Consider the following 26,279-nt stretch of genomic DNA (forward strand, 5'->3'; position numbering starts at 1 on the left):
GCCGCCGCGCGCGGTGAGAGTGCCCGGATGATTCGCAACTACGCCGTATTGACGTGACAGGGAGTGGCGACATCGCGGAAGATTGAGCCAGAGCCGCAACTCGTGGTTAAAACCATTCTCACGCGAGCACATCGCATTCCGGATTTGAGGTGCCGTGTTCTTCGAATTTGCCGTTGGCCTCGACTTACCGCTATGCCAGGTGACAAAACGCGGCGGACTGAGATTTGAGGGGGTGCAGTTAGGGTGTGGGGTGGCATGTGGGCTGGGGTGTTGTTAGTGAGGCGAGAACGGGCAGGTAGGGGTTTGCCGTGCCGGACAGGGGCTGCGAACTGGGGATATCGCGGGTTTTGTGAATGTGGTGACCGGTATTGAGGGTTTCACCATGTACTGATGGCTGTTTTCGGGTCAGGGCTGTTTTCCCTGGTCAGGGGGGATGTCTCGGGGGCTGTACCCCGCACCGTCGCCGGCTGGATCCTCCGGCGGCCCACGGCGCTCTCCGAGGCCGAACAGCTCCAGCTCAAGACCGTCCTGTCCCACTGCCCCAAGCTCGACGCCCTCACCCGACACGTCCGCACCTTCGCCACCATGCTCACCGAACGCCAGGGCGAACGACTCCCCGATTGGCTCGACGCCGTCCGTCAGGACGACCTGCCCAGCCTCCACACCCTCGCCGCCGGCATCGACCGCGACCGCGCCGCCGTCATCGCCGGCCTCACCCTCCCCTGGAACTCCGGCATCGTCGAAGGGCGCGTCAACCGGATCAAGATGCTCAAGCGCCAGATGTTCAGCCGCGCAGGCTTCGAACTCCTTCGCAAGCGCGTTCTGTTGGCGTGACGGAGAGTGGCGGCGCCACGGAAGTTCGGAAGTTGGCTCTGTCGCTGATTGAGGGGTCTTGGCTGGTTGATCAAGGTGACAGGAGGATGCGGCGTCGGAGGAGGTCGAAGTTGGCTCGGCCGTACATCTGTCTCTTCAGCAGTTTGATCCTGGTCACGTTGCCCTCGACTGCTCCCGAGGTGAGAGTGGTGTTCAGGGCCGCGAGGACGGCGGCGCGGTCGCGTCGGATGCCGCCGGCCAGGGTGCGGAGTTCTGGTTGTCCGTCGAGGCGGACGTCGGCGAGCCGGACGTCGAGGGCCAGGTGCTCGCTTCGGCGTTCGCGCACCATGGTGGCCAAGCGCCGGGCGTACTCGGTGGTAGTGGCCAGCGCGGGGTTGCGTTCGCACAGATCCTCAAGGGACTTGCGTTCGGTGTCGTCGAGCCGCTCGGGTCGGCGCATGATCCAGTCGGTGACGCGGCGGACCGTCAGGTGCGGCAACGGGGCCTCTGCTGGGATCGCTCCGGTGCGGTAGAGCCGCAGATGCCGCTGGACGGTGTTCACGTCACCGCGGTAGCCCAGTTGCTGGATCTCGCGGGTGAGTGCGGAGGCGTTGGTGCATCCCTCCATCCACCGGTGGTGCAGGTAGCGCCGGTAGTCGTCGATCACGCTGGGGCGGTGGGTCGCCGCGACGAGGAGTTGCTCGACGTCGGCGGCTCGGGCGAAACGCAGGACGGTGCCGCGGCTGAGGCGCAGTTCGCGGGCGATGGCACGCAGGCTGTCGCCGCGTTCGATGCGTTCGTGGATCTGCTGGTGGCGCTCGCGGGTTCGGGCGACCAGGGGACGCGGCCGGCCGTGGACGTCCAGCTCGTTCGAGCCGGCGGCCCCGGGGCGGGGCGTGTTGTCCTGCTCTTCTCTGAGGGGGAGGGGTTCGCGCAGGTCGGCGCGGTGGCGGCCGACAACGCGCTCGACGGCTTCGGCGAGGTTGTGCAGCAGGTGCCAGGCGTCGGCGACCTGTTGGGCCTGCGGCGCACCCGCGCTGGCACCGTCGCGGAAGGACCCGGCTCGATCCCGGCAGACGACCCGCACCTCGGGATGGTCGCGCAGCCAGGCGGCGAAGGTGTTCGCGCTCCGGTCGGCGAGGACGTCGACCGGCCGGTGGGTGTCCATGTCGACGAGGACCGTCGCGTAGGTGTGACCGCGGCGCACGGCGAACTCGTCCACGCCCAGATGCGGGACGAGGCCCGGCGACGGGACGGGCAGCGCGCGGATGAGACGAAGCAGGGTGTCGCGGCAGGTGGTGATGGCCAGACGATCGGAGATCCGGGCTCCGGCTCGTCCGCCTAGGAACAGGGCGATGTCGGTGAGCTGAGCGGTGAGGGCGGTCGTGCGGCGCGCGTGCCTGGACGTCAGATCCTGGATCTGCTCGGCGAACGTCCGCCGCCCGCACCGGTCGTTCCCGCACACGAGACGACGTGCCCTCAGCTCCAGGCGCACCCGTCGGCCAGCTATCGGGCGGTCCGCAAGACGCCGCCGGTAGTAGCAGTGCAGCCGCGACGATCTCCGCCCGCACCCCGGGCAGACGGCGGACACCGCCGCCGACCGCAAGGCGAGACGAACCTCGCCATCCCCGAGGACCATCTGCTCGACCTCCACGCCGATCCCAGGGAAGAGAAGGTCAACCACACGCGCCGCATCCGTCACGCCCAGTTCATGCCCACCACCCGTTCCTGGTCGGCACAGACCCCTCAATCAGCGACAGAGCCCGGAAGTTGAGCCAGAACCATTTCTCGTGAACATTCATGGGCCTCAAGATCAGCAACTGCCGCCCAAACCGGCGGACAAACGCTGCCCCTTGAAGTGAACGAAGCCACTGGTGCGGCTGCAAGGTCCAGTCCACCTCACCGAGACCTGCGACGACGGCACCGACGACGACGCAGGGACCCGGCCCCGGAGTCCGAACCTGATCACGGACGTGGCCACCACCGTGGCGACCGCGCCGGACGTGACCGCCACCGCCGGCATCCAGCACCGCCTGACGGAACGACAGGTCAAGCCGGGCGAGCACTACCTCGACTCCGGTTACCCCTCCGCCGACCTGGTCACCGCCGCCGCGGGCGAGGGCATCGCCATGGTCACACCGCTGTTGGCCGACCATTCCCGTCAGGCCCGGGCTGCCGAGGGCTTCGACAAGAGCGCCTTCCGTATCGACTGGACCGCTCGTCAAGTCCGGTGCTCCGAGGGCCGCACCAGTGCGGGCTGGTATCCCGTTCAGCAGCACGGCCACGACGCCATCGTGATCGAGTTCGCCCGCTCCCATTGCAGCTCCTGCCAGTCCCGCGACAAATGCACCACCGCGGCGCGCGGCAACTGCATGCTCACCCTGCGGCCCCGCGAGCTGCACGAGACCGTCGCCGCCGCCCGGGCCCGAGCAGAAGACCGACACCTGGCAGGCCAAGTACGCCCTTCGCGCCGGTGTCGAGGGCACGATCAACCAGGCTCTGGACGTCACCAGGTTGCGCCGGGCCCGCTACCGCGGCCTGCCCAAGGTCAACCTGCAGCAGGCCTACTCCGCCACCGCGATCAACGTCATCCGGCTCGATGCCCACTGGGCCGAAGGCCCCCGGCGCCCACGGAACAGCCGACTCACACGACTCGCTCATCAACTCGCAGCCTGAACACCGACCCGAACAGAGCAACAGAGTCCGGCACGCCGGCAAAGTGGTCAACTGTCGTGCAAGGGCACAAACCGTGCGCCCGCTGCCGCAGGTTGCCGCTGTGGTGCCTCTGGGGTTGCTTCTTGGGGTTGCGTCAGGTGGCGCCATCGGAAGCGATATCGGCGACTTGTCCTGTCCTGAAGCTGAGCCGCTGCCTTGGCGATCTACGCTGTCACCGTTGCCCATGACGTTCAACGGCCCGGCGTCCCGGGGGAAGCCTTGAAGCGATCCCAGGTCTCCGGATCGCTCCGGCCGCCTGCAGAGGGGACAGTGTGATGGATGCTGACATCCGGACCAGGGCCGCGATCGAGGAACACTGGCGGGCATCGGAACGCGGGGACACCGAAGCCGAGCACGCGATCTACGCTGCGGACGCGATCCTCGACTACCCCCAGTCAGGTGAACGATTCCGCGGCCGCGCGACGATTTCGGCGCAACGTGGCGGGCACCCTGCCGATCGGCACTTCACCGTCCACCGGATCGTCGGCAGCGGGGATCTGTGGGTGAGCGAGTGTGTCATCACGTACGACGGGGTACCCACCCACTCGGTGAGCATCATGGAATTTGCCCACGGTCATGTGGTGCACGAGACGCAGTACTTCGCGGACGCCTTCGGTGCGCCTGAGTGGCGGACGGCACTCGCGGAGCCGATGCCGGGCAGGAATATCGCCAGGGCCTGACCCAGGGTTGGCTTCGATCGTCCATGAGCCTGTGACAGCTGGCTGACGCGGGCTCTGGGCTCTTGTCGGATGGGCGTGTGCTGTCCTGTAGGTGTGGCGCGGCCCGAGTGTCGACTCGGGGGCGCACAGCTGCTGCCAGCCCCTGGCCAACCAGCGGCCGCGGGGGTCGCTGCGTGGGTGGTCTTGAGGTACGGCCCGCGCTTCGGCAGCGCCGGCGTCGCCGGGCTTCTAGGGTGTGGTGGTTGCGGTGCGGTAGAACTCAGCTGCCGTGACGGTGGCGGGGACACCGAGTTCGGCGGCGACCGCGGTGATCGCGCTGTCGCCGACCGCGAGGTCGGCTTGGCCGTCGGTGGTGAAGTACAGTGCGATGAACCTCTCGTAGTGGGCTCGGACTTCATCCTCGGTCTGTCCGCCGAGGAACGTCCGCATGTGCCGCACCGTGGTGTCGGGGTCGTTGTGGATCACCTGCAGGGCGCGCCGGTGGGCTCGTACGACGGCCTGGACCGCGGGGTCGTCCGGGGAGATGTAGGTGGGGTCGACGGCCACGCCCACGGTGGGGATCTGGAAGTGGTCGCCGACCCAGGCCGGAACCTGCCAGCCGTGCTCGGCGGCGACCGCCTCGGGTGCCATGGTGCTACCGACGTAGGCGGCGTCGATGCTGCCGTCGCGCAGCCCGCGCAGGTCCATGCCGTAGTCGCCGGGATGGCGGACAACGGTGTGGACGTCGCGGTCCGGGTCGAGGTCGGCCTGGCGCAGTACGATTCGGGCGAAGCACCCGGGTGGGGTGTGGGGGGCGTGTACCGCGAGCCGTCGGCCGGCCAGGTCGGCCAGGGAGGTCAGGCCGGGGCGGGCGAGAAACCAGAACAGCGGGTGCTGGGTGTTGACAGTGAGTGCGACCCACGGGGTGCCGTCGGTCAGCCGGGACAGCAGTGCCCGGCCGAGCCCGATGGTGGCGCAGCGGCGCAGGCGCTCGACGTCCCAGGAGCAGCCGTCGCGCACCGCGACGTGGACGCCCTCATCGGCGTGGAAGTCCTCCTGGTCGGCGATGTAGGCGGCCAGTTCCTCGTGCAGGCCCCGCCCGACATAGGCGAGATCGATCGTATACATGAGACTCTTCCTTGGTCCTGTCGTCGCCGCGCCGTCCCGCGCGGGCGCGGTACGGCGCGGCGTACGGTGCCGAGGTGACGGTGCGGCGGATACCGGTCGGACTGTCAGTCCATCGCCATTCCGCCGTTGACCGCGGCCGTGGTGCCGGTCATGAAGGCGTTGTCCTCGCCAGCGTAGAAGGCGACCGCTTGGGCGACATCGGCCGGGCGTGCCAGGCGGCCCACGGGGGTGAGGGCCACCTGCCGCTGCTTGATCTTCTCGTCGAGCGCGGACCCCATGCGGGTGTCCTCCACCGGGCCGGCTGCGACAATGTTCACCGTGATGCCCTGCGGGCCCAGTTCCTGGGCGAGGTAGCGGGCGAACTGCTCCAGGGCGGCCTTGGCCGCGCCCAGCGCAATCATGCCCGCCCGGGGGCGGCGGCTGAGGCCGGTGCTGATGTAGATGATGCGTCCCCAGCCCTGTTCGCTCATGGCGGGCAGGACGGCCTTGGTGACCGCGAACGCGGCATGCATCTCGGCGTCGATCTTGCCGCCCAGCTCCTCCCACGTCATGTCCTGGAACGACTTGACCGCATACGGGATCAGCGCGTTGTGCACGAGCACGTCGACGCCGCCCCACGCCACCTGGACCCGCCCGACCATGCTCTCGACGGCCGCTGCCTCGCGCACGTCGGCCTGCACGGCCATGGCCTGCCCGCCAGCGGCCTCGATGTCGGCCACGACCTCGTCGGCGGCCTTGGTGTTGCGCAGGTAGTTGACCACCACGCGCATCCCTCGCGCGGCAAGGAGACCCGCGGTGGCCGCACCGATTCCGCTGCCAGCCCCTGTCACCAATGCCACCCGGCCCTCTGCCCCAGCCACGAGCCCACCTCCTGATCACCGTCGCGGACCGTCGGAATGATCGCCCGGAGTCCTGCGCCGTCGGCGCCGGGGTCTGCTGAGCGGATCGCCCCGTAGCACACGGTGTCGACGGCCGCCCGCAGCAGATCCGCCGCGGTCCGGTCCGGTCCGCGCGGCACCTGCTGGTCGGGCAGCCGCTCCACCGCGCCGCGAGTGATCCCACTCGCAGGCAGCGCCGACCGCAGTCCCCGGCGGTGCCCGTCCTGGAGCAGCTCGTCGAGCCGCCGACAGACCACCGCGTCCACCCGCTGCCCCACGTACTGGCGCAGCATCGCATCGCCCCGCCCCGTCGCGAGCTGAGCCACGCCGATCCGCACGACGTCACGGTGCTCGCACTCTGACTGGTGAGGTTGTGCAGAGCACCGGTCCACCCCGCGAGGCGGCCAGCGCCTGTGGTCGCATGGGGGAGTCAGACAGTGTCCTCGGTCACTGGGATCCCGGTCTTCTCGGCGGACCACGTCCCGGATTTTGTCGATCAGCAGCGGGTCCGGAGAGATCTTGAATGTCTCCGTCCGCCACGGCTGCAGCCCGAAGGCCCGCCAGATCCGCAGCACGCTCGACGCAGAGATTCCGACCTTCGCAGTCAACAGACCCCGGCCCGAATTGAGCAACAGAGTCCTCAAAGGGGCGGTACCGGGCCGACGGCAGCACGGCTGCTGCCGACAACTGCCCGGCGCCGCTCACCGCCGTCGGCCGGAGGACCCGGCGCACTTGGTCGTACACACGACTGGCACCGACCCGAACACGTCCGGCGAAGTGGCGGACGGCCTCGACGCCGGTGTCGTCACCGGCAGTCCCCTCGCCGCCACGCTACCGGAGCCGGCGATGGGCGAGCGGGTCACGCTGGTGGCGGGGGCGGCCAGCCGATCGGCGACGGGCGGCCGCGGTCCGGGCTCGGCCTGGAGGCCAGGGAACTGGGTACCCGATCCGCCCCGACTGAGTAGCCGCGCTCATGCCAGTTCCTGCCCGGTGCAGTGGAATCGGTCCATGGACACCCTCCCGGCCGGATCCGCTCCGGCACCGCACCACCGCGACGCGTGGAAGTTTCCGCTCGTCGCGACGGTGCTGCTGCCGCTCTGCCAGATCCTCTACTGGTCCGTCGCACTGGTGCGCGCGGTCGACGTCGACCAGTGCATGCCACGGGGCGCCTGTGGGCGGGACTGGGGCCTGCAGTACAACGTCGCCTACGGCCTGATGGGCGCGCAGTTCGTACTCCTCACGATCGCCTGGGCACTGCCGCCCCGGACGCGCTGGGCTGCGTGGCGCTTCGCCGCGTCCGCCGTGAGCGTGATGTGTGGCCTGGCATGCAGTGTGGTGGTCCAGGACTTCGGCTGAGGGCGCCTGCTGGCGCCCGATTCGTGCGCCCGGACTCCCGGCGGTGCGGGAGAGTCGGGTCGTTTCGTATCCGTCGGGTCGTGTTGTGGTGGATGATCGCGGTGTGCGTACGTGGTGGGAGGCGCGCCGTTCGGCCAGGCTGGCGCAGGTGGCGTACGGGCCGGAGTTCTTCGGTGCCGAACCGGTGGCCCGGCCTCGGTGAATTCGCCCGCGTGGCCGGGGCCCTGGCCAGGGAGTACGGCGCCAGTGACCTGGGCCCGGCGGTACACCGCGCCGGCGACGTCCTGGACCGGGCCGCCGGCGCCCTCCAAGCCGCCGACGGCCTGCGCAGCACCCTTGTCCCGGTGGTCAACCACCACCTGCGCCACGCCGCCGCGGCTCTGGACGACGCCCGCACCTTCCTGCTCCCTTGCCGGGCGCAGGGCCTCCGGGGGCACCAGGCGGGTGTCCCGCAGCACGTCGAGGGCCTCGCCCCGCCTGCGGATCCGCGTTCGTCCGCCCGGCCAGCAGCACACGCGTCGCCTGCACAAAGCGATGCCACACCAGAAGCGTCCGCGCACCGCAGGCCGACCTCGCCCTCCACGAGAACCCCAACACCATCGAGGACGAAGCACCATGAGTGCTTGATGGCGTTGGAAATCCCGCGAGTCAATTGCCTGATCCGATCACAGACCCGGGATCTCAGCCCGCCGTGCATGCAGCTCGGAGCGGACGAGTTCGAGGAGACGCCCCGCCCAGTTGCGCCCTTGGCCGATAGCTCGGGGTGCTGGTCGTGCTTGGCGCGCAGCAGGCGCGGGCACCAGGACGTCGTTCTCCCCCACGTGCAGGTCCCCTGCTGGGAGAGTTCAGAGCCGTTGTCCGCGGCCCGTGGCACGATGAACGAACGCTCCTTGACACCACAACAGCACAGCCGATCAGACCCTCCAACACGGTCAAGAAATGGCAAAGACGCTGCTGCGCCGCAGGTCAGAAAGTGTCCGCTCCGCCCGCGCGGAGGTGACCCGCGGCTGCGCGCCGAACCCGTCGCCCAGCTCTAGTCCGCTCCGCCCGCGCGGAGGTGACCCGACCGCCCCCGTGGTGACCGGGTGATGTCGCCGGTCCGCTCCGCCCGCGCGGAGGTGACCCGACCCACACCCCGGCGGCCCGGAAGTCCGGTCTGTCCGCTCCGCCCGCGCGGAGGTGACCCGGCGAGGGGGTGATGCCGTGGCAGGCGAGCTCAGTCCGCTCCGCCCGCGCGGAGGTGACCCGCAGCTCCCGTTGCCGGCGGTGGTGTTGGCGCCGTCCGCTCCGCCCGCGCGGAGGTGACCCGCGACTGCTCGGAGTGGTCAGCGCCAGCCAGGAGTCCGCTCCGCCCGCGCGGAGGTGACCCGCCTTCCACCGCCGCTTCAACGTCTTCCCCAGCGCCTGGCGGGCAGCGGCCCATCTGGAAGAACTCCTGATGGCCAGTGGAGTCCTGCCCGACGTCGACAAGTACATCTGCTCCTTCCAACGATGGCTGCCCGGCCACCTGGCAGGCATCGCCGATCCCGAGCACCTGAAGACGATCAAGCTCTTCGCGACCTGGCGCGTCCTTCCCCACCTGCGTGAACGAGCCGATCGCAGTCGGATCACACCGAGCGTCCGCGGCTTCGCAGCCGAGCAGATCACCTGCGCGACAGCATTCCTGCAGTGGCTCAGCGCACGGAACACTACCCTCGCGTCCTTGGGCCAGCTCGACATCGACGCCTGGTTCGCCGAGAACACCGAACGCGGCCGCACCTCCCTGAGACCCTTCCTCAACTGGGCCATGCAGGGCTGCCGATGCCCACGCTCCCTCTCCATCCCCGCACAGAGGATTTCCCGGCGACCCGCCCTGAGCGAGGACGAACGCCTGGCCGCACTCGGCCGGCTGCTGACCGACACAGACGCATCGATGCGCCTCCGCGTCGCCGGGGTCATCGTCCTCCTCTACGCTCAACCCCTCACCCGGGTCGTCCAGTTGACAGTCGACGACGTGCTCCACAACGGAGAGACCACACTGCTGCGGCTCGGGGAACCCGCCTCGCCCGTCCCCACACCGGTAGCGGCCCTGCTGCTGGCGTACATCGCGAACCGCGGCAACATGAACACCGCCACCAACCAGGCATCCCGCTGGCTCTTCCCCGGCCGCCGAGCCGGCCAGCCAGCCCGCACCGACCACCTCTCCGCGCTCCTGGGCGAGATCGGCATCCCAGTCGCCGCCGCCCGCGGCGCCGCCGTCAGACAGCAACTCCTCGAACTGCCCGCCCCCGTCGTCGCGGACGCACTCGGCTACCACGACAAGACCACCAGCCGACTCCTCCGAGAGACCGGCGGGACCTGGAGCCGATACGCCGCAGGCGACCACACCCGGTCACCAACGGGCTGGGCTCCCCGGGGAACCCACGGCAGTTGAATGCGCGAGCCCACCAGTACCGAGGCCGTTCAAGCCCTCGGCGGAGGCCATCGCCGACCGGGCGAGCAAGCCGCACCGCCACCGGGCCCCGTCGCTGCCGGTGCGGGGGCCAGCGGACGAGAAGGACGTGAGTGACGTTCCGGTTCCGAATAGGGTGACGCCGTGCCTCAACGTTCTGGTCAGCCGCCTCTCCCATCCCGCCAGCAACTTGCCAACCTGCGGGACTTCGTCCATGGAAGGACCTACTCGGCCGCCTCGGTCGCCATCCGGCTCGACGGCGCTCCGCCGCATGCCGAGGGGTCACCCCTGGACGACGTGAGCAAGGTCGCAAATGCCCTGTACGAGGTCGTGAACACTCTCGGCAGGCCGGTGCTCGACGCGGTGCATTCCGGGCAGCCGAACGACGAGGCGTGCGCCTCGTGGATTGCGCTCTTGTTGATCGCCCAGCACTGGCGGGACTCACCTGATCTACCAGCAGACCTGAAAGCCCTGGTCGATGGGGCGCTTCCTCTCTGACGCACCTCGCCCGGTCGGACCCCAGAAGGCTGTCACGTTCAGTAGCAATGCCGGAACGAGGTGGGCCAACTCGCGACGGTTGAGTACGCCAGTATCGACCCCCAGCTTCGCCGCCCTGCCCGCCATCGCGCTCGCCACCGTGCTGTTCCCCGCGCTGGTGTCCGTCGTCACCCCGCAGGCGAAATGACGCATCGGGCCCCGGCCCGTCTTCGGCCGCTGCCGGTACCCGGCTGCTGGTGACAGGCCTCCTCGGGGCAACGCCCCCACCCGCCCTCCCTTCCCGCTCCGGGAGGGAGGGCGGCTTCTTTACCCGGTTCTTTCTATAGGGCGTCAGCACCACCGGACGCCGGTCGACCGGCGTCCGGTACGACCTGCGCGGACGCGGCGCGCCGGGCCCGCGTCCGCGCAGGTCGGGGCCGCCGCCTCGGGCAGGACCTCCGCAACCCAAAGACGATGCCGAGCGAGCTGCGCGGCTGACGGCATCGGAGCCCGCCACCCGCAGCCGTTCCCCCGCTCCGGGTGGCTCCCCTGCCCGACAGGACGGGGCGCCGTCCGCCGGTGCGCGGGCCGAAGGGCCCGGTCGCTCAGGTTCTGCCGGGTTTGCCCGTCGAGACCAGTAGGAGGACGGACGAGCCCGGTGCCACCGGTTCTGCGCCGCCCCGGGGGGCACTGCTGATCACCTGCCCGGCGGGAGCGTTCCAGTCCGTGTGCCGCATGATCGTGCAGCTCAGTCCGAGTCCGCGCAGCAGGCTTCCGGCCTGTTCGACCGGCATGCCGGCCAGGTCCGGCAGCGCGATGCCCGCTCCCGCGGTCTGCTCCTGCTCCTGTGTCGGAGTCGCATCGGCGCTTCCGCTCTTGGGGGTGCCGGTGGCGAGCGGGGTGCACGCCCCGTTCGCCGGTGGGGACAGGGACGGGGAGGCGCCGGGCGCGGGCGGCACGGGCTTCAGCGCGAAGAACCCCACCGTTGCGCACGCCAGCACGCAGCACGCCGCAGCGGTGCCGAGGAGCGCCCGGCGGGTGCGGCTGCGGCTGACGACTCGCTCGATCGCGGCCGCGTCGACGACCGGCGCCGTCGGCCCGTCGGCGAAGGAGGCCACCGCGGCACGCAGCTCGGCTTCGAGGCCCGGCTCGAACGGGGCGGGTCCGGACGACGTGTTCCTCACTTCGTACCTCCGAAAGCGGCCGACGGGGTGTGCGGCGCCTGGGCGCCCGATACGGAATCGCGCAGCTTGGCCAGGCCGCGGGCGAGCTGGGACCTCACCGCACTCGAAGAGATGTCCAGGACGTCGGCGACCTGCCGGGCGTCCAGATCGTGCAGGTAGTACAGGACCACCACGCTGCGCATGCCCATCGGCAGCCCGAGCAGTGCCTCGATCAGTTCCGCGCGCAGATCCACCTGCCCGAGCCGGTCCCGGGGGTCGGCCGTCTCGGGCACCCCCGACAGCCCGGGGCGCTCGCCCAGGCGCGACAGCCGCCGCCAGCGGTCGTTGGCCAGGTTGACCAGCACTTTGCGCACGTACGCCTCCGGCGAGTCCGCCACCGCGGCCTTCCGCCACTGTCGGCACGCCCGCTCCAGCGCCTCCTGCACCAGATCCTCGGCCACGTGCACGTCACCGGTCAGCGCATACGCGGTGCGGAACAACGCTCCCGACCGCTGTGCGACGAACTCCGTGAATCCGTTGCCCGGACCGCTCCTGCGAAACCTCACCCGCCGACCTCCTCTCCTCGTCCCGTCCCGATCACTGCCCCCATGACGGCGGAACGGGGCCGGGTGCTGCACCGAGCCGTCGGCAGTGACGTGAATCACAGCTTGGACGGAAGGGTGTCCCAGGACCTCGCGCCGCTGCCGCCCGGGGTGGGGGCGGGGCCCGGCGTCCCGCGCGGGCGGAGCGGAAGCGGGCTCGGGCTCCGACCGGCCGCCCGTCGTCACGGAACGCGGGCCGGCCCTCTCCCTGGAGGCGAGCTGGCGAGTCTGGCCGTCCGGGGGTTCAGTCCTCCGGGATGCCCGGCCTGGCCGGTGGGGGCGGTGGGGCTGCGGCGAAGTGGTCTCCGCCCTGGCCGGCGCTGGGTGTCAGTTCTCCCACAGCTCGGTCATCTCGCGGTCGCAGTACATGGATGCGCTGTCGGCCAGGTCGAAGAACAGCCCCGGGTTCGCCTTGTGCATCGCGGCCCCGACACCCGCACCGGCCCGCGCCTGCTCCCGCTGCACGACCTGCTCGTCGGGATGGACCGGCCCAAGGGCCGCCTCGTCTGGCTGAACAACCCGCAGGTCCCCGCGCTGCTGAGGGACCTCGCCACCGGCAACATCGCCCTCACCCACGAGGCTATCCAGCAGGTGCCGAACTGGCGGACCGCCGCCTACCTGCGCGATCTGCTCATGGAATGCGGCGTCCTGCCTCGCCAGGACCGCCAGCTCCTTCTCTTCCAACGCTGGCTGGCCGAACGGCTCGCGGCGACCACGGACCCCGAACACGAGCAGTTCCTGCGGCACTTCGCCCACTGGCACCAGCTCCGCAAGCTGCGCGTCAAGGCCGACACCGGCCCGCTGAGCGTCAGCACCGCCGGCGAACACCGCCAGCAGACCACCCAGGCCGGCGCCTTCCTCACCTGGCTCACCCACCGAGGCAGCACGCCGGCAACGGCAACCCAAGCCGATCTCGACGCCTGGCACGCCGAGAACTACGCCACCCGCCGCGCGGCGCAACCCTTCCTGCGCTGGTGCATGGACACGCAGCGCATGCCGCGCCTGGCCATCCCCTACCAGGCGACGGCCAACCCACTACCGCTGGGCCAGCACCAGCGGTCGACCGCCCTCCGTTGCGTCCTCGGCAACGAAACCGCGCCGCTGAGGGTCCGGGTCGCCGCCAGTCTCGTCCTGCTGTTCGCCCAGCCCCTCACCCACGTCGTCCGCCTGACGACCGGCGACGTCCTGGACGACGGCCAGCAGGTCCACCTCCGACTCGGAGACCCGCCCTCGCCCCTGCCCGAGCCTGTCGCCGCTCTCGTTCGCGGCTACCTTCGCTCACTCCCGGCCCACGCACCGGCGGTGAACCTATCCACCCGCTGGCTCTTCCCCGGCCGCCGCCCAGGCCAGCCGATGAACCCGAACAGCTTGCTCGGCCCCCTCCGTGACCTTGGTGTCCCGGCCCAGCGAGCACGCACCTCCGCCATCCGGCATCTCGTCCTCCAGGCCCCCGCGCCGGCCATCGCCAAGGCCCTCGGCTACCACGACAAGACCGCCACCAGGCTCGTCACCGAGGTGGCGGCACCTGGAGCCGATACGCCCCCGGCGACCACACACGGTGACAGCACCATCGCCCGGCATCAGGAATACACGACACTTCAACATGCGCGCCTACCAGTCCCGAGGCCGGACAGGGGCCCATTCCGCATCCGTCATGTCGGACGGGTAATGCGGTGCACGCCGCCCCGCCGCAATCGCCCCGTACTGGTGAACGTAGCAGTCGCACGTCAGAGTGTCCGAAGTGGCACCGGCCGGCACGCAGATGGTCAGCTGATACGGCAACGGGTCTCCTGGCCTGGAGGGTCGGTCTCGACAACCGCACTCCTACCAAGAGGCCCGTTCGCCTGCGCCCGCCCAGCAGCCAGCATGAACGTTCGAGGAAATGCTCTTGCGGAGCGGCCTGTCGCGGTGGACGCCGTCACACCCCTGGTGGAATGGCGAACGGGTCGTACTCCTCGGGCATGAAGCAGCCGTAGTCCTGCAGTGGTCGCGGGTCGTTCAGCACGATGTGCTTGCGCTCGCCCGCAGGTGAGAGTCCGTCTGGGCGGTCCAGAATCCGTTGGCCGGGGAGTCCGGCGGACGCCGGTGCGTCGGCTGCGAGTCGACCGAAGCGGTCCAGCAGGGCCCACACGGCCTCGTAGACATCACGGATGTCCTCGGCTGCCTTCTCCTCGGTGATTTCGGGGGAGGCCTCGCGGTACGCCGCGCGGGCCGAAGCGACAAAGCGCTCCGGATCGACGATCACTACGTCCTGGCGTATCCGAACGCTGATCGTCATACCCGTCATCGGGGCTGGCATCTCATCCACCGGCCCACGGTACTGCGTCGGAAGCGCGACCGACCGAAGCCTTCACGACCCGACCCCGCCGAACACCACCCGGTTCACCACCACGCTCTCAACCTTCGAGCCCATTGAGCCAGTAGTTCAGGTTCCGTTCGACGGCGAGCGTGTCGGGGTGGTCGGGACCCAGGACCCGCGCCATGTCGTCGAGCAGTTCGTCGTAGGCGGTCACGGCAGCCGCGATGTCTCCCGTCATTCCCTGCAAGAGAGCGAGGTTGGCCCGTGTGGCGAGGGTCTCGGGATGGTCGGGGCCCAGCACCCGTACCTCGTCCTCCAGTAGTGCGGCGTTGGTGACGATGGCCCCGGCCATGTCCCCCGCGATCGCCTGCCATCGCGCGAGCTCTTGCCGGGCAGTGAGGGTGTGGGGGTGGTCGGGGTCCAGCACCCGCTCCCGGTCCTCCACCAGCCCGGCCAGTGCCGCAGCCGCTCCCGCCGCGTCGCCCGCCACTCCCCGCCAGTGCGCGAGGTTGCCCCGAGCTGCGAGGGTGTGGGGGTGATCGGGGCCCAGCACTCGCAGCACGTCGTCCACCAGCTTGAGGTAGGCGGCCACAGCCCCCGCCGCGTCCCCCGCCTCGGCCCGCCAGTGCGCGAGGTTGCCCCGAGCGGCGAGGGTGTCGATGTGGTCGGGGCCCAGCACCCGCTCCCGGTCCTCCACCAGCTTGACGTAGGCGGCCACGGCCCCTGCCACGTTCCCCGCCTCGGCCTGCCAGCGGGCGAGATCGTGCCGGGTGTTGAGGGTGTCGGGGTGGTCGGGGCCCAGTACCCGCTTCCGGTCCTCCGCCAACCCAGCCAGCGCCGCAGCCGCTCCCGCCGGGTCCCCCGCCTCGCCAAGCGAATTTGCGTAGTCGTGCCGGGTGTTGAGGGTGTCGGGGTGGTCTGGGCCCAGTACCCGTCTCCGGTCCTCCGCCAGCCCAGCCAGCGCTGAAGCCGCTCCCACCGTTTCCCCCGCCACTCCCTGCCAGCGGGCAATCTCGCTTCGGATGGTGGGGGCGAGAAAGTGGGTGTCTGAGCCCACCACCCGCTCCCAGTCCTCCAGCAGTTCGGTTAGCGCCGAAGAGGCCCCCGCCGCGTCCCCCGCCTCACCAAGCCAGCGGGCAAGGTTGTACCGGGCGGCGAGGGTGTCGATGTGATCGGGGCCGCGGCGGCGCGCAGTTTGGTCGACGAGGTTCTGGAAGTAGTCGCGGGCTGCGGCGGCCTGCCCGGAACCCCCCAGGCTCCGGCCGAACCTGTACAGCACGACGTGGACGCTGGGTCGGTACAGGGCGTGGTCGGCAGCGGAGATGAGGGCCTCGGTGTTGGCACGCAGGGCCTGGGTGAGTGTGAAGGTGGCGGTGGGCTCCTCTTCGGGCCAAACGGCGTCCAGGGCATCGGCGGCGGTGCGGGCGAACTCACGCCGCTGGGTAGGGGTGAGAGCGTCCAGGGCGGCGCGTTGGATGAGCTGGTGGACGCGGACGGCCTGGTGCGGGGTGTCTGGGGTGTGGTCGACGAGGTTGAGCCGGTGCAGGACGCGTAGGGCGGCCGTGGCATCCTCCGCCCTCACCGGGCCGTCGGGGATCGGAGTGGTGAGGGTGCGCTGGCGGGTGAGATGGCTGAGCGCAGGTGGGCTGATCAGGACAGTGTCGGGAATGCCGCTGGGGTCGAGCATCGCAGTGAGCTGGAGCATGGGTCGGGCCAGGCCCTGCGGGCGGATTCGGTCGGCGTGCTCGATGGACAGTGACCAGGCGGCCGCAACGGTGGCCGCTTGATCGTCGGGCAGCGCGTTGGACTCCGGCAATAGGTCGGCGAGCTTCCTGCGCCGGTCGGCCAGCAGGCTTCGGTAGGCGGCGCAGGTGGTGCCGGCGTCGACGATGTACGCGGCGGCTTGGGCGAGGGCGAGAGGCAGACAGCCGAGGTCTTCGGCGAGGGCGTTGATCTCGTCGGCGGGCTCAGTGCAGTCGTGGGCGGTGAGCACGGCGGTGAGATAGGCCCCGGCCTCCCAGGGCATGAACATCCCCACATGGACGAGGCGGCGGCCTTGCCCGGTCAGGGCGGCTTCGCGGCGGCGAGTGGTGACCAGGGTTCGGCCGTGCTGATTGGGCGGCCAGAGGCCGCGCAGGTCGGCCGGGTCGGCGAGGTCGTCCAGGACCACCAGCCACCGGCATGGCTTCTCTTCCGGCTTGGGTTCCAGCCAGGCCAGGAACGCCCGCGCAGCCTGCTCCGGGTCGTCGGGATCCGCCGCGAGCAACTCGATGCCGGCCTGGGCGTATCCGGCCGTGATCGCCTGGCGGCTGCTCGCGCTGACCCACACCAGCACATCCACGCTGCCGTTCTCCCAGGCGGTGCGGGCGTAGTCGGCGGCCAGCTGGGTCTTGCCCACGCCGCCGGCCCCGGCCAGCACCTGGCTGAGGACCGCAGTGCCCCCGGCGTCGACCGCTGCACGCAGATGGTCGGCTTCGGCCCGCTGCTGGAAGGACAGTGCCCGGGGTGGGATCACGCCGACCTGGTGCGGCCTGGTGGCCGGTACGCGGGCCGCGGCGTAGTGATGGACTTGCTCGACGTAGCCAAAGGCGATGCCGCCGTGGTCGGCGGAGACGCTGGTGATGTTGTGGGTTGGCGCGGCCGAGGTGGCTCCGGGTTCGCTCAGTCCCGCTGCGGACCCGGCTGGGAAGGGTTTCCCAGTGTCACATTCCCCTCAATCTTCCCGGCGGCGATGGAGCTGTGGTCGGCTCGGACGTTCAAGTTCTTGCCGACAGCTACCCCACCGTCCCCTGCGGACACCCCGCCGGGTGCGTGGGAGGCGCTGTCCAGGGCCTGCACCTGCTCCACCGCCCGGTTCAGGGCCTCGCGGAAGCCGGGATCCCGCTCGGCGGCGTCCTCCAGGGTGAATGTCACCCACTGCCGGGTGCGGTCGCTGGCCTCGCCCTGGCTTGCCTCGGCCTCCTCGGCAAGTCGGTGCAGTGCGGGGTCCTCGCCCAGCTTGGTGCTGACCAGGTCGTGGAGGTGGTCCATCGCGGCGTCGAGCGTGCGGTCGACCTCTTCATCCGCCCGGCCGGCGACTCGGCTCGCCTTGCGGACCAGCCAGGCGAACACGTACCCGACAGCGATCTCAATGCCCGTCATCCGGACCCCCGAGCGTCGTTGACTGTCCGTCAGACAGTACTCGCTGCAGCCTGGTGAGGGGCGGCCGTTCTCGATACTGCGCGGGCCTGGGTGGTCCTGCTCAGCCCAGGCCACCCAGGTCGGCGCCGCCGATCTTAAGGCGGGAGCCGACAGCCTCCGCCGCCGAACGCGGATGACACGGGCCTGGTGCATCGGGTCGACACCAAGTCCCGGAGTCGGGCGGCCGCCTGGTGGTGTGTCTCCAGGATCTACCGCTGCTGCTCGTAGACGCCCCGGCGCACCTCGCCCAGACAGCAACGGGCCGGGGCATGGAACGCCGTCGTTCCGGGGGCGCGAAAAATTCTTCGAACCCGCCTGCAACCCCCCGGGCGGATGGACGTCTATCAGGGTGAGAGGCGGGGAGAGCGAGCCGGCGGAGCCGGGGGGCTCGGGCCGGCTCCTCGGGGCGCGACATCGGGCGCCCGTTCATCCGATCACCATCACCATCACCATTGTCCTTGGGGGGACTGTCACATGAACGCGTCCGTTATCGCCCGTATTGCGAAGATCGTCCCGCTGGCCGTCGTGGCCGCCGTCGGTGTCACGGCCTGCGGGCCGACGAACGGCGGCGCGACCGTCGCCGCCTCCGCTCCCACCCCCGCAGCCACCTCCTCGGCCACCCCCGGCGCGGACGCCGCCCCGACCACCCCCGCCCCGGCCCCGGCCGCGCCGACCACCGCAACGGCCCCGACCACCGCCGCGCCCACCGCCGAGACCCCCGCGCCCGCACCCGCCGTGCCCGCCGGGACCGCCGCCAAGCCCGCCGCGAAGGCCCCGTCCAAGCCCGCCACCGCCAAGCCGGCGCCCGCCAAGCCCCGTGGCATCGGAATCACCTTCAACGGCCTCCACCAGGGCCAGAAGATCCAGGTGGGCGACAAGGTCTCCTTCTCTGTGACCTGGAAGAACAACGACACCTCGGGCAGCCGCGCGGTGGCGCCCGTGGTGGCCACCCAGCAGTACGAGGGCGCGCAGTGCCAGCGGATGCTCTCGATGGCGCGGGGCACGCTGGAGCGCAAGGACACCTCCGGCTGGAAGGCCATGCCGTCCCTGAGCCAGGGCGGCGGAATGGACTACGCGGGCACCGGCAACGACGCGGCCTTCACCCTGGCCGCCGGCGAGAGCAGGACCGTCGAGTACCGGATGGTGCTCGACGCGGGCAACCAGCCGGGCCGACTGCTCGTCGAGGCGGACGCCGTGACGCCGTCCACCTTCACGGTGCTGACGAAGGGCGTGGTGGCCGCGTCGGTCGTCGACCGCCACCGCCCGGCGGTGGCCTCGGTCTCCAAGCCGACCCCACTCGTCGTCGGCAGGACCCCCACCCAGTTCTCCTTCAAGATCTCCTCGCCCGACGGGCCGCGCCTGCTGCGCCCGGTGGTGCGGCTGTCCGCCTCCACGAGCGAAGGCCTCTCCGCGTCGGACGTCACGATGGAGGCGAAGGTCGGCGGCGAGTGGAAGTCCTTCGAGGTGACCGAGGACTGCAACGGGAACCTCGGGGTGGCGCCGTCCCAGCTGGTGGGCGTGATGAAGGGCAACCCGACCGAGTACACCTTCCGGGTCGGCCTGAAGCGCACCGGCGCCGCGCCGGTGCGGATCGAGGTCGGCGGCGACTCGGACGGCCACTACGGCGCCCTCACCACCCTGCGACCCACCGTCCAGCACTGACACCCGCTTCCGCCATGAAGACCGAGGGGCCGGCCTCCCACTGCGCGGGAGGCCGGCCCCTCGCCGTGTCCGTCGGGCGATGGCTCAGGACCGGGCACAAGTGGGCACCCAGGTCCTCCAGGAGCCCGCGTACCGCGTCTGTGCCCGGATCGCCGGCCGCGGTCCGACGCAGTACCAGCAGGACCTCCCACAATGCCTCCAGGCGCCAGGCGGGCAGGGTGTACACCACCGCCTGGCCGGCGCCGCCCTCGGGGACCGCCTCGGCAGGGCCTCGATCGTCAGGCCCGCCGTCAGCAGCAGGTAGCGGTTGTCGTCGTGATGGGCGTTCGCCGCGGCGGCCGTGGCGAGGTACTCCAGCACCTGGTCACCCAGATAGGCCACGTCCCGGATCCAGCCCGGGCGGCCGGGTAGCACGCAGACACGATCCGGACCGGCAACTCGTGGAGTCTTCATCCCATCAGCCTCCCAACACACCAGGCCCGGGCGCAGGAAGACACCCGGACGACGCGACCCCGCGGTACGACCGCGCTCCGCCGAGTTGTGGCTCCCCGGCGCCGTCGGCTCCGTCACGACCGCGCCCGAGACCGCCCAATCCCCCGGGGGCAGCGGCGCGGCGGCGGTCACGGCCATAGGCACGGCTTTACGGAGCACAGGGCGTGTTATTGCCTCGGACCGACGCGTTCGCGATCCGGGCGAGGCGCCCGTGTCGGATGGATACAGCCGTTTCTTTCCTCTTGGTCGTGTTGTGCGGGTGCGATCACACCCGGCGGATGCTACCAAGAACCACCGACGGGGCATCCCTGATTGTTCGCCAACCACCCTGCCTACAGGGGAATTTATCTCTCTTTTATAACTCCTTCACACTGAGGGTGGCGTCCCTCGGGGCCGACTCCACCTCCTGAAGAGGTGATTTTTCCGTTTTTCTCCCAGCACCAGGCCGGACCTTCGCGCGCTTTGATCACAATGCGGCATCCGATCCCCCCTCTCGTCCGGAACAGAGACCTCCTAATTCGACCGGACCGTCACTGCCGGCTTGCATGATGGGGACGCCTGCAAACCGCACAGAAAGTGAAGGCGATGCACCGTCACAACGCCCACCGAATAGGGCGAACCACCCGGAGAACGGCTACCGCGCTGATCGCGGCCGCCGCCGTGAACATCGCCGTACTGGGCCACGCCCCCGCTCAGGCCAACACGGGAAGCGCCCGGCTCGAGGTCCCCTACAACCAGCCCCCGGTCCTCCACGACTATGCGGCGTGGGAGAGTCAGTGGACGCCGGGCAGCAGCAGCAACGTCAACGTGCCCTGTATCAGTGACCCGGCGGCCTGGCCCACCGTCGGGCGCAACGACGTCGTCCTGACCGCCAGGATCTCCGACCCGGACAGCGACGTCGCCCTGAGCGCCAAGTTCGAGGCCTGGAACCACGACACCGGGCAGTTCTTCCCGCCGGTCTGGGCTGGAGCTCCCAACGGTTCCTGGGCCGTCACGAGACTCGGCGCCGACAGCCTGCGTGACGGCGGCCGCTACAAGTGGCACGTCCAAGCCGAGGACGGCATCGCCGGATCGGGCTTCGGGCGTGACTGCGGATTCAACGTCGACAGCACGCCTCCCTCCAAGCCGACCGTCGCCTCCGCGGACGGCCACAGCATCGATGTCGGGGAGGTGCCCGCCCGCACCCCGCGCACGGTCAAGTTCGCTTCCAGCGACCAGTTCGGCCTGAAGGGGTTCTGCTACTCCCTCAACAAGCCGCTGCCCGTGGTCAACCAGGGCTGCGATGGCACCTGGGTGGACGCCGGCCCGGACGGGACCGCGACCGTCACGTTCACGCCCACCCTGTGGCCAACCAACCGGCTCACCGTCCAGGCCATGGACAAGGCCGGCAACCTCTCCGCCTACGACAGTTCGGACGGCGGCCCCAACTCCAGCACCAGGCTGATCACCACCGCATTCCCCAACTTCGTCCACGACGCCGCCGACCCGGCCCTGTCCGGCGACCGTCCCGGCGACCTGACCGGCGACGGGCACGCCGACCTGGTGGCCGCCACCAGCACCGGCGAACTCGTCCTCTACGCGGGCCACGGCGACGGCACCTTCGACCAGCCCCGCACCGTCGCCAACCCGGGCTGGTCCGGCGCCCAGGTCACCCACCGGGGTAACTTCACCACCCAGAACCCGGGCCAGACCGACGACGGCTACGAAGACTTCCTCGTCAAGCAGGGCACCCGGCTCTACCTCTACGCCGGCAACGGCATGGGCGCCCCCGACGAGTCTCGGCGTACCGAACTGTTCCACCCCAGCGGGGGCGACTGGTCCGCCACCAACCAGATCCTCGCCACCGGCAACCTCGATGCCCGTGCCGGGAACGACATGCTCACCAAGGACGGCGACACCCTCGTCCTCTACAGCGGCACGACGGCGGGTCCCCTCGCCTCCGAGATCGGCACCAACAAGTTGAATCCGGGCACTGTCGTATCTGCCTCCGGCTGGAGTGACTACGACGTCCTCGCCCCCGGCGACGTCAACGGCGACGGCATCCCCGACCTGCTCGCCCGACGCAACACCACCGACCCGAACGACGCCGAGTACGGACGTGTCCGCCTCGTGCTCGGTGCCCGCAACGCCGACGGTCGCGGATACCAGGCCGGCAGCCCCGCCACTGGCAGCGTGTACGCCAGCGGCTTCGACCCCCAGCACCGGCCCCTGATCACGTCGCCCGGCAACCTGCACGGCAGTGTCGCCGACAGCGGCAGGGGCTACCCCTTGTTCACCCCGACTCCGGGCCAGACCATCGGCGACGTCCTCGCCACCACGCCCGCCGACTCCGCCACCCCGGTGACCTACTACACCCCGGACGGAACCGCCCAGACCACGACCTGCCCCACCGGCTGCCTGCTGATGTACCCCGGCACGCCGACCGGGCTCGGACTGCCGCGCCTGGCCGCCCAGGGCAACCTGCACACCGTCACCGCACTCGACGGCGGACAGAGCCTGCGCAGCCCGGCCACCACCATGACGCGCGCCGCCAACGGCACGCTCGTTGCGGTCAAGGTCACCGCTGACGGCAACCTGTGGGCGACCAGCCAGACCGGCACCACGGGCGGGTTCCGCAGCTGGTACCAGCTCAGCGGCCAGGGCGTCCACACCGGCGACCCCGCGCCGATCCTGTCGCCGGCCGCCGGCGGCACCGTCCACGTCTTCGCCCGCACCCGCGCCGGACAGATCGTCGACTACGCCCAGGCCGGCCCCGACGCGTCCTTCAGCCCCGCCACGGCGGTCGGCGGCTCCGCTCCGGTGTTCGCCCGGGACCCCGCCGTCACCCTCACCGCCAACGGCAGCATGATCGTCACCGCCGTCGACACTGGCGGCGACCTGTGGGCGACCAACCAGAGCGCGCCCGGGTCCGCGTTCGGCTCCTGGTTCAAGGTCAGTGCCAGTGGCGGCCTCGCGGGCCGTCCCGCAGCCGTGACATCCCCCACAGGAGGCGGCACTGTCAACCTGTTCGTCCGCACCACCAACGGCCACATCGGCTTCTTCGGCCAGGGCGGCCCCACCAGCGGATTCAGCCCGGGCGCCTACCTCGGCGCCACCTCGCCCGCCTTCGCCGGGGACCCCAGCGTCACCACCGCCTCCAACGGCACCATGGTCGTGGCCGCCATCGACGTCAACGGCGACGTCTGGGCCATCGACCAGGCCGCGCCCGGAACACCGTTCCGCGAGTGGTACAAGATCAGCCTCACCGGCGGCACGGGCGGCGCCACCAGCATCGTGCTGTCCCCCGGAGCCGGCGGCACCGTCAACATCGTCGCCCGCACCACCAACGGCCACATCGCCCTGTTCGGCCAGGGCAGTCCGACCAGCGGATTCAGCCCGGGCGCCTACCTCGGCAATCCGAACATGATCTTCGCCGGAGACCCGCGCGTCACACTCCTCGACAACGGCGCCATGATCGTCACCACCACCGACACCACAGGCACCACCTGGGCCATCGACCAGGGCACACCGGGAGAGTCCTTCCGCTCCTGGTACCAGGTCTGACCACCAGCGGAACAACTCCGGTTGGCCTAGTGGCAACGCTAGGCCAACCGGCAGCTCAGCGCGCAGAGGCTGGGCAGGCCGTCCTGCCGGACCGCGTCGGGCCGCTCCGGGAGCCGTTAGCTCTTGTATCCCTTCGACATGACGGCGAGGGAGCGGACGTTCGGGATGACGGGCGCCGGGCCCGGGGCAGTGGACCAAGGAGAACGGCGGCCGCGGGTGTTACTCCCCCTACGGCAACGACAGGTCCGCTGCCGGGAGTTCGGCCTCACGCTCGCGAACATGGCTTCCTCGGTGTCAGGCTGAAGACGCGGGGTTCCAGGTCAGCCTGAGCTTCGGCCCTACACAGGCTGGGCTACGGATTCGAACTGAATAAATTGGCGTATCCTGAGGCGAATCACAGCAGGTCAGGAAGTGTCGGCCCCGCACGCGCGGGGATGGCTCCGTGGCCGGTGCAGACCTGGTCACCGACTGGCCGGTCGGCCCCGCACGCGCGGGGATGGCTCCGTCGCCGACGCCATCCGCAACGACCACTGAGGGTCGGCCCCGCACGCGCGGGGATGGCTCCCGAGGCCACCATCACCGCCGAGCCGATGGACCGTCGGCCCCGCACGCGCGGGGATGGCTCGAAGGCCCGCGACGGCGCCCGTGTCCTCCAGCTGTCGGCCCCGCACGCGCGGGGATGGCTCCCTGGGGCCCGGCATCCCGGTGCTCTCCATCACGTCGGCCCCGCACGCGCGGGGATGGCTCCTCCTTGGCTTCGGTGCCGTACCGGGCGGCGGCGTCGGCCCCGCACGCGCGGGGATGGCTCCGTCCACACCTGGCCGCCGCGGGCCATAGCGTCGTCGGCCCCGCACGCGCGGGGATGGCTCCTTCTCATGAGAAGCGGTTGACGTAGCCGCCCAGTCGGCCCCGCACGCGCGGGGATGGCTCCGGCCAGGCGCCCTTCCACGCCGGCGGCTGGAGCCGTCGGTATGCGATGCGGGAGCGAAGCGGTGTGGGGGCACAGCCTCGGCCCGGCCGACGGCCGTGGACACTGGTCGGGTGCGGTCCAGGGAGCCGGTGGCGTTGGCGATGAGTGCTCGTCGTGGAAGACCGCGGCGGCCTGGGTGTCCGGGCCGCCCTCATCGCGGCACGGTGTCCGGGCGGTAAGCCGACCCGCACAAGCTACAGCGCTATGAGGCGAGGTGGCGGTAGGTGAGGACCCTGGAGGCAGGAGCCAGGGGGGCGATGGTGACATGCTTGCCGGTTCCGGGCGCGTGGACGACCTTGCCGTCACCGATGTAGAGCTGGACATGGCCCCCGCCGTTGGTGATGACCAGGTCGCCCGGCACCAGGGCCCCGCGGGTGGTAGCCGTCCCCGCCTTGGCCATGCCCCAGGTGGTACGCGGCAGTGCCACCCCGCCGACCTGCCATGCGCGCATCACCAGCCCCGAGCAGTCGAAGGAGCCGGGCCCGGTGGCGCCCCACGCGTACGGCTTGCCGATCTGTGCCCGGGCAAAGGCTACGGCTGCTGCGGCGCCCGTGCCGGCATCGGTCCCGCTGTCCTTGGCCTTGCCGCCCTTCGCGTCACGGCGCTGGTTCTTCTTGCTCCTGGCCCCGGACTTGGTACTCGAGGACCTCTCCTCCTCGGGCAGCTCACGGATGCCCAGGGCCCCGGGCTCTGCCTCGGGCGTCACCCCGGCCCCGGACGGTGTCCCGATGACGAAGGGCTGACCGGGCGGGTCCCCGGCGGAGGCCGACCGGATGTCGCTCCCGGTGGAGAACCGGGCCGGCACCGCCCCACCGGACGCGTCCGTGACGGTCCCCGAGGCCGGGGAGTCGCCCACGGCTCCGGGCAGGCGCAGTGTTGCGCCGGCGTGGATCAGGGTCGAGTCACCCAGCCCGTTCAGCTCCTGCAACGTCTGCACCGTGGTGTGGTGGTCCCGGGCCAGCCCCCACAGGGTGTCCCCCCGCTTCAGAACCGCCTCGCGCGTCGCCGGGGCAGGGGCCGCCGGGGTGCTCGGGGCCGGTTGGGCACCGGTCGGGACGTCCGGACCGGTCGGGGTCTGCGGCTCCGTTGGGGTCTGCGGACCGGGCTCCTTGCCGGGGGCGTGCTCCTCATCCGGGGAGAGCGCCGGTGCCCCGGAGGCGGCGGCCGGCACCGGGCCGGTGGCAGAGCCCCCGACCGCCTGATGCACGCCGGCGCCCACCAGTACCGCGCACAGCAGTGCCAGGCCGAGGGGCACCGCCTTCCGCTTCACCCGGCCGCGAGCCCGTTCGGCCGCCGCTCCAGCGGTGCGGTACGTGGCGTGGCTCGGCTCGTCCGCCGTCGTACGAAGCGGCGGGGGCGAGTCGATGCCGTTGGCGCTCGTTCGTACCCCGTCACCCGCCGCGTCGGGGCGCGGGCCGGACACCGTCACCGGCCCCAGCGACACGCTCCGGTCCGGTACCGGGACCTGACCCGCCGCCATACCCGCCGCCATACCGGCGGCCAAGAACCGCCCCCGCGCCGGGCCGGTCTCCCGCGGGCCCGAACCGGTCGTCTGTCCCGTGCGCTGTGCCATCACAACCTCCCTCGGCGGCCGCTGCCGGCGGCCCTCGCCGGGGAGCCTTCTCGTCCCATGCGTGTCCGGCCAGGGCCTGGGGCGTCTGGGACAGTCTCGAACTGTCCGGGCAGGTCAGGTGGGGTGCAACCGCCCGTCCGACGGGCCCGTCTCAGGAGCCGGGCCGCCGTCGGCTGGTAGCGCGGACAGGTCCGGACGGTTCCGGACGCCGAACCTCCTTGTCCCCTCCGCGAGCCACCGGGCACGCTCACCGGGATCCGTGACAACAGGCGAGGAAGGGAATCCGACATGGGACGGGGAGCGTGGCTCACCGCCGGTACCGGGCGGCACCGCAAGGC

Annotated in this window: 20 protein-coding genes, 3 pseudogenes and 2 CRISPR repeat arrays; of the genes and pseudogenes, 10 read left to right on the top strand and 13 right to left on the bottom strand. The window is 70.8% G+C overall.

Annotation, left to right across the window (positions count from 1 at the left end; genetic code table 11):
- Positions 1 to 450: 450 nt before the first annotated feature.
- Positions 451 to 834, top strand: a pseudogene (locus ABZ449_RS09265) (transposase); the annotation flags it as partial.
- A 70-nt stretch (positions 835 to 904) separates the two neighbouring features.
- Here the strand turns inward: ABZ449_RS09265 and ABZ449_RS09270 are convergent.
- Positions 905 to 2,452 carry an ISL3 family transposase gene (locus ABZ449_RS09270; protein ID WP_360343043.1) on the bottom strand — a complete coding sequence of 516 codons (1,548 nt, stop codon included), beginning with the start codon at positions 2,450 to 2,452 and terminating at the stop codon, positions 905 to 907.
- 70 nt (positions 2,453 to 2,522) lie between these two features.
- Positions 2,523 to 3,098, bottom strand: coding sequence for a hypothetical protein (locus ABZ449_RS09275; protein ID WP_360343058.1), 576 nt, complete (start codon positions 3,096 to 3,098; stop codon positions 2,523 to 2,525).
- Between ABZ449_RS09275 and ABZ449_RS09280 the strand changes: the two are divergent.
- The 3 genes and pseudogenes from ABZ449_RS09280 to ABZ449_RS09290 all read left to right on the top strand — a co-directional run.
- Positions 3,018 to 3,182, top strand: a pseudogene (locus tag ABZ449_RS09280) (hypothetical protein); the annotation flags it as partial. The gene ABZ449_RS09275 and the pseudogene ABZ449_RS09280 overlap by 81 nt on opposite strands.
- Entirely contained in the window at positions 3,130 to 3,489 is a 360-nt protein-coding gene (locus ABZ449_RS09285) for a transposase (protein ID WP_360343046.1), read from the top strand. The pseudogene ABZ449_RS09280 and the gene ABZ449_RS09285, both read left to right, overlap by 53 nt.
- 314 nt (positions 3,490 to 3,803) lie before the next feature.
- On the top strand, positions 3,804 to 4,208 hold the full coding sequence (locus tag ABZ449_RS09290; RefSeq protein ID WP_360342718.1) for a nuclear transport factor 2 family protein: 405 nt from the start codon (positions 3,804 to 3,806) through the stop codon (positions 4,206 to 4,208).
- Between the two features lie 228 nt (positions 4,209 to 4,436).
- Here the strand turns inward: ABZ449_RS09290 and ABZ449_RS09295 are convergent, their stop codons facing one another.
- The 4 genes and pseudogenes from ABZ449_RS09295 to ABZ449_RS09310 all read right to left on the bottom strand — a co-directional run.
- Positions 4,437 to 5,315: an ABC transporter substrate-binding protein gene (locus ABZ449_RS09295; RefSeq protein ID WP_360342721.1), complete on the bottom strand. Its 879-nt coding sequence runs from the start codon at positions 5,313 to 5,315 to the stop codon at positions 4,437 to 4,439.
- Positions 5,316 to 5,419: 104 nt separating this feature from the next.
- Positions 5,420 to 6,175, bottom strand: a complete 756-nt coding sequence (locus ABZ449_RS09300) for an SDR family oxidoreductase (RefSeq protein WP_360342724.1) — start codon at positions 6,173 to 6,175, stop codon at positions 5,420 to 5,422.
- The gene (locus ABZ449_RS09305; protein ID WP_360343061.1) at positions 6,142 to 6,531 is read right to left on the bottom strand and encodes a hypothetical protein; all 390 of its coding nucleotides are present in this window, start codon (positions 6,529 to 6,531) and stop codon (positions 6,142 to 6,144) included. The genes ABZ449_RS09300 and ABZ449_RS09305 overlap by 34 nt, the downstream gene beginning before the upstream one ends.
- A 135-nt stretch (positions 6,532 to 6,666) precedes the next feature.
- A pseudogene (locus ABZ449_RS09310) lies at positions 6,667 to 6,792 on the bottom strand (IS630 family transposase); the annotation flags it as partial.
- Positions 6,793 to 7,201: 409 nt separating this feature from the next.
- Between ABZ449_RS09310 and ABZ449_RS09315 the strand changes: the two are divergent.
- From ABZ449_RS09315 to ABZ449_RS09325, 3 genes are all read left to right on the top strand, one after another.
- Positions 7,202 to 7,549 (top strand): hypothetical protein, encoded by a 348-nt coding sequence (locus tag ABZ449_RS09315; RefSeq protein WP_360342727.1) that lies wholly within the window; start codon positions 7,202 to 7,204, stop codon positions 7,547 to 7,549.
- Between the two features lie 975 nt (positions 7,550 to 8,524).
- Positions 8,525 to 8,919: a CRISPR direct-repeat array (repeat unit 29 nt; unit sequence GTCCGCTCCGCCCGCGCGGAGGTGACCCG).
- A gap of 68 nt (positions 8,920 to 8,987) precedes the next feature.
- Positions 8,988 to 9,962, top strand: coding sequence for a hypothetical protein (locus ABZ449_RS09320; protein ID WP_360342730.1), 975 nt, complete (start codon positions 8,988 to 8,990; stop codon positions 9,960 to 9,962).
- A 162-nt stretch (positions 9,963 to 10,124) separates the two neighbouring features.
- Positions 10,125 to 10,478 carry a hypothetical protein gene (locus tag ABZ449_RS09325; protein WP_360342733.1) on the top strand — a complete coding sequence of 118 codons (354 nt, stop codon included), beginning with the start codon at positions 10,125 to 10,127 and terminating at the stop codon, positions 10,476 to 10,478.
- Positions 10,479 to 11,062: 584 nt separating this feature from the next.
- Here ABZ449_RS09325 and ABZ449_RS09330 read toward each other — a convergent pair.
- From ABZ449_RS09330 to ABZ449_RS09340, 3 genes are all read right to left on the bottom strand, one after another.
- Positions 11,063 to 11,641, bottom strand: a complete 579-nt coding sequence (locus tag ABZ449_RS09330) for a PASTA domain-containing protein (RefSeq protein WP_329356610.1) — start codon at positions 11,639 to 11,641, stop codon at positions 11,063 to 11,065.
- A complete protein-coding gene (locus ABZ449_RS09335) occupies positions 11,638 to 12,186 on the bottom strand; it encodes a SigE family RNA polymerase sigma factor (protein WP_360342736.1) in 549 nt (182 codons plus the stop codon). Before ABZ449_RS09335 ends, ABZ449_RS09330 begins: the two co-directional genes overlap by 4 nt.
- Before the next feature lie 363 nt (positions 12,187 to 12,549).
- Positions 12,550 to 12,687, bottom strand: a complete 138-nt coding sequence (locus ABZ449_RS09340) for a hypothetical protein (RefSeq protein ID WP_360342739.1) — start codon at positions 12,685 to 12,687, stop codon at positions 12,550 to 12,552.
- Between the two features lie 15 nt (positions 12,688 to 12,702).
- Between ABZ449_RS09340 and ABZ449_RS09345 the strand changes: the two genes are divergently transcribed.
- On the top strand, positions 12,703 to 14,187 hold the full coding sequence (locus tag ABZ449_RS09345) for a hypothetical protein (RefSeq protein ID WP_360342742.1): 1,485 nt from the start codon (positions 12,703 to 12,705) through the stop codon (positions 14,185 to 14,187).
- On the opposite strand, the gene ABZ449_RS09350 is transcribed toward ABZ449_RS09345, so the two are convergent.
- The 3 genes from ABZ449_RS09350 to ABZ449_RS09360 all read right to left on the bottom strand — a co-directional run bounded on the left by ABZ449_RS09350 (position 14,141) and on the right by ABZ449_RS09360 (position 17,662).
- Complete coding sequence (locus tag ABZ449_RS09350; protein ID WP_360342745.1) at positions 14,141 to 14,530, bottom strand: hypothetical protein; 390 nt, start codon at positions 14,528 to 14,530, stop codon at positions 14,141 to 14,143. The two genes, ABZ449_RS09345 and ABZ449_RS09350, sit on opposite strands and share 47 nt — an antisense overlap.
- 88 nt (positions 14,531 to 14,618) lie before the next feature.
- Complete coding sequence (locus tag ABZ449_RS09355; RefSeq protein ID WP_360342748.1) at positions 14,619 to 17,036, bottom strand: tetratricopeptide repeat protein; 2,418 nt, start codon at positions 17,034 to 17,036, stop codon at positions 14,619 to 14,621.
- Between the two features lie 146 nt (positions 17,037 to 17,182).
- Positions 17,183 to 17,662 carry a hypothetical protein gene (locus tag ABZ449_RS09360; RefSeq protein WP_360342751.1) on the bottom strand — a complete coding sequence of 160 codons (480 nt, stop codon included), beginning with the start codon at positions 17,660 to 17,662 and terminating at the stop codon, positions 17,183 to 17,185.
- A gap of 513 nt (positions 17,663 to 18,175) precedes the next feature.
- On the opposite strand from ABZ449_RS09360, the gene ABZ449_RS09365 reads away from it, so the two are divergent.
- Both ABZ449_RS09365 and ABZ449_RS09370 read left to right on the top strand, forming a co-directional pair.
- Positions 18,176 to 19,363: a hypothetical protein gene (locus ABZ449_RS09365; RefSeq protein ID WP_360342754.1), complete on the top strand. Its 1,188-nt coding sequence runs from the start codon at positions 18,176 to 18,178 to the stop codon at positions 19,361 to 19,363.
- A 1,077-nt stretch (positions 19,364 to 20,440) separates the two neighbouring features.
- Positions 20,441 to 23,398, top strand: coding sequence for a hypothetical protein (locus ABZ449_RS09370; RefSeq protein WP_360342757.1), 2,958 nt, complete (start codon positions 20,441 to 20,443; stop codon positions 23,396 to 23,398).
- A gap of 413 nt (positions 23,399 to 23,811) precedes the next feature.
- A CRISPR array of direct repeats spans positions 23,812 to 24,329; the repeat unit is 29 nt; unit sequence GTCGGCCCCGCACGCGCGGGGATGGCTCC.
- Positions 24,330 to 24,570: 241 nt separating this feature from the next.
- On the opposite strand, the gene ABZ449_RS09375 is transcribed toward ABZ449_RS09370, so the two are convergent.
- Positions 24,571 to 25,848 (bottom strand): NlpC/P60 family protein, encoded by a 1,278-nt coding sequence (locus ABZ449_RS09375; protein ID WP_360342760.1) that lies wholly within the window; start codon positions 25,846 to 25,848, stop codon positions 24,571 to 24,573.
- Between the last annotated feature and the right edge of the window lie 431 nt (positions 25,849 to 26,279).

The sequence above is a fragment of the Kitasatospora sp. NPDC005856 genome (genome assembly GCF_040629945.1).
In the GTDB taxonomy this organism is placed as follows: Bacteria; Actinomycetota; Actinomycetes; order Streptomycetales; family Streptomycetaceae; genus Kitasatospora.

Excerpts from the sequence above, each read along its gene's own strand:
- ABZ449_RS09375 (WP_360342760.1), bottom strand. The coding sequence starts at position 25,848 with ATGGCGGCGGGTCAGGTCCCGGTACCGGACCGGAGCGTGTCGCTGGGG.
- ABZ449_RS09360 (WP_360342751.1), bottom strand. The coding sequence starts at position 17,662 with ATGACGGGCATTGAGATCGCTGTCGGGTACGTGTTCGCCTGGCTGGTC.
- ABZ449_RS09290 (WP_360342718.1), top strand. The coding sequence starts at position 3,804 with ATGGATGCTGACATCCGGACCAGGGCCGCGATCGAGGAACACTGGCGG.
- ABZ449_RS09345 (WP_360342742.1), top strand. The coding sequence starts at position 12,703 with ATGGACCGGCCCAAGGGCCGCCTCGTCTGGCTGAACAACCCGCAGGTC.
- ABZ449_RS09270 (WP_360343043.1), bottom strand. The coding sequence starts at position 2,452 with ATGGTCCTCGGGGATGGCGAGGTTCGTCTCGCCTTGCGGTCGGCGGCG.
- ABZ449_RS09295 (WP_360342721.1), bottom strand. The coding sequence starts at position 5,315 with ATGTATACGATCGATCTCGCCTATGTCGGGCGGGGCCTGCACGAGGAA.
- ABZ449_RS09315 (WP_360342727.1), top strand. The coding sequence starts at position 7,202 with ATGGACACCCTCCCGGCCGGATCCGCTCCGGCACCGCACCACCGCGAC.
- ABZ449_RS09320 (WP_360342730.1), top strand. The coding sequence starts at position 8,988 with ATGGCCAGTGGAGTCCTGCCCGACGTCGACAAGTACATCTGCTCCTTC.
- ABZ449_RS09365 (WP_360342754.1), top strand. The coding sequence starts at position 18,176 with ATGAACGCGTCCGTTATCGCCCGTATTGCGAAGATCGTCCCGCTGGCC.
- ABZ449_RS09370 (WP_360342757.1), top strand. The coding sequence starts at position 20,441 with ATGCACCGTCACAACGCCCACCGAATAGGGCGAACCACCCGGAGAACG.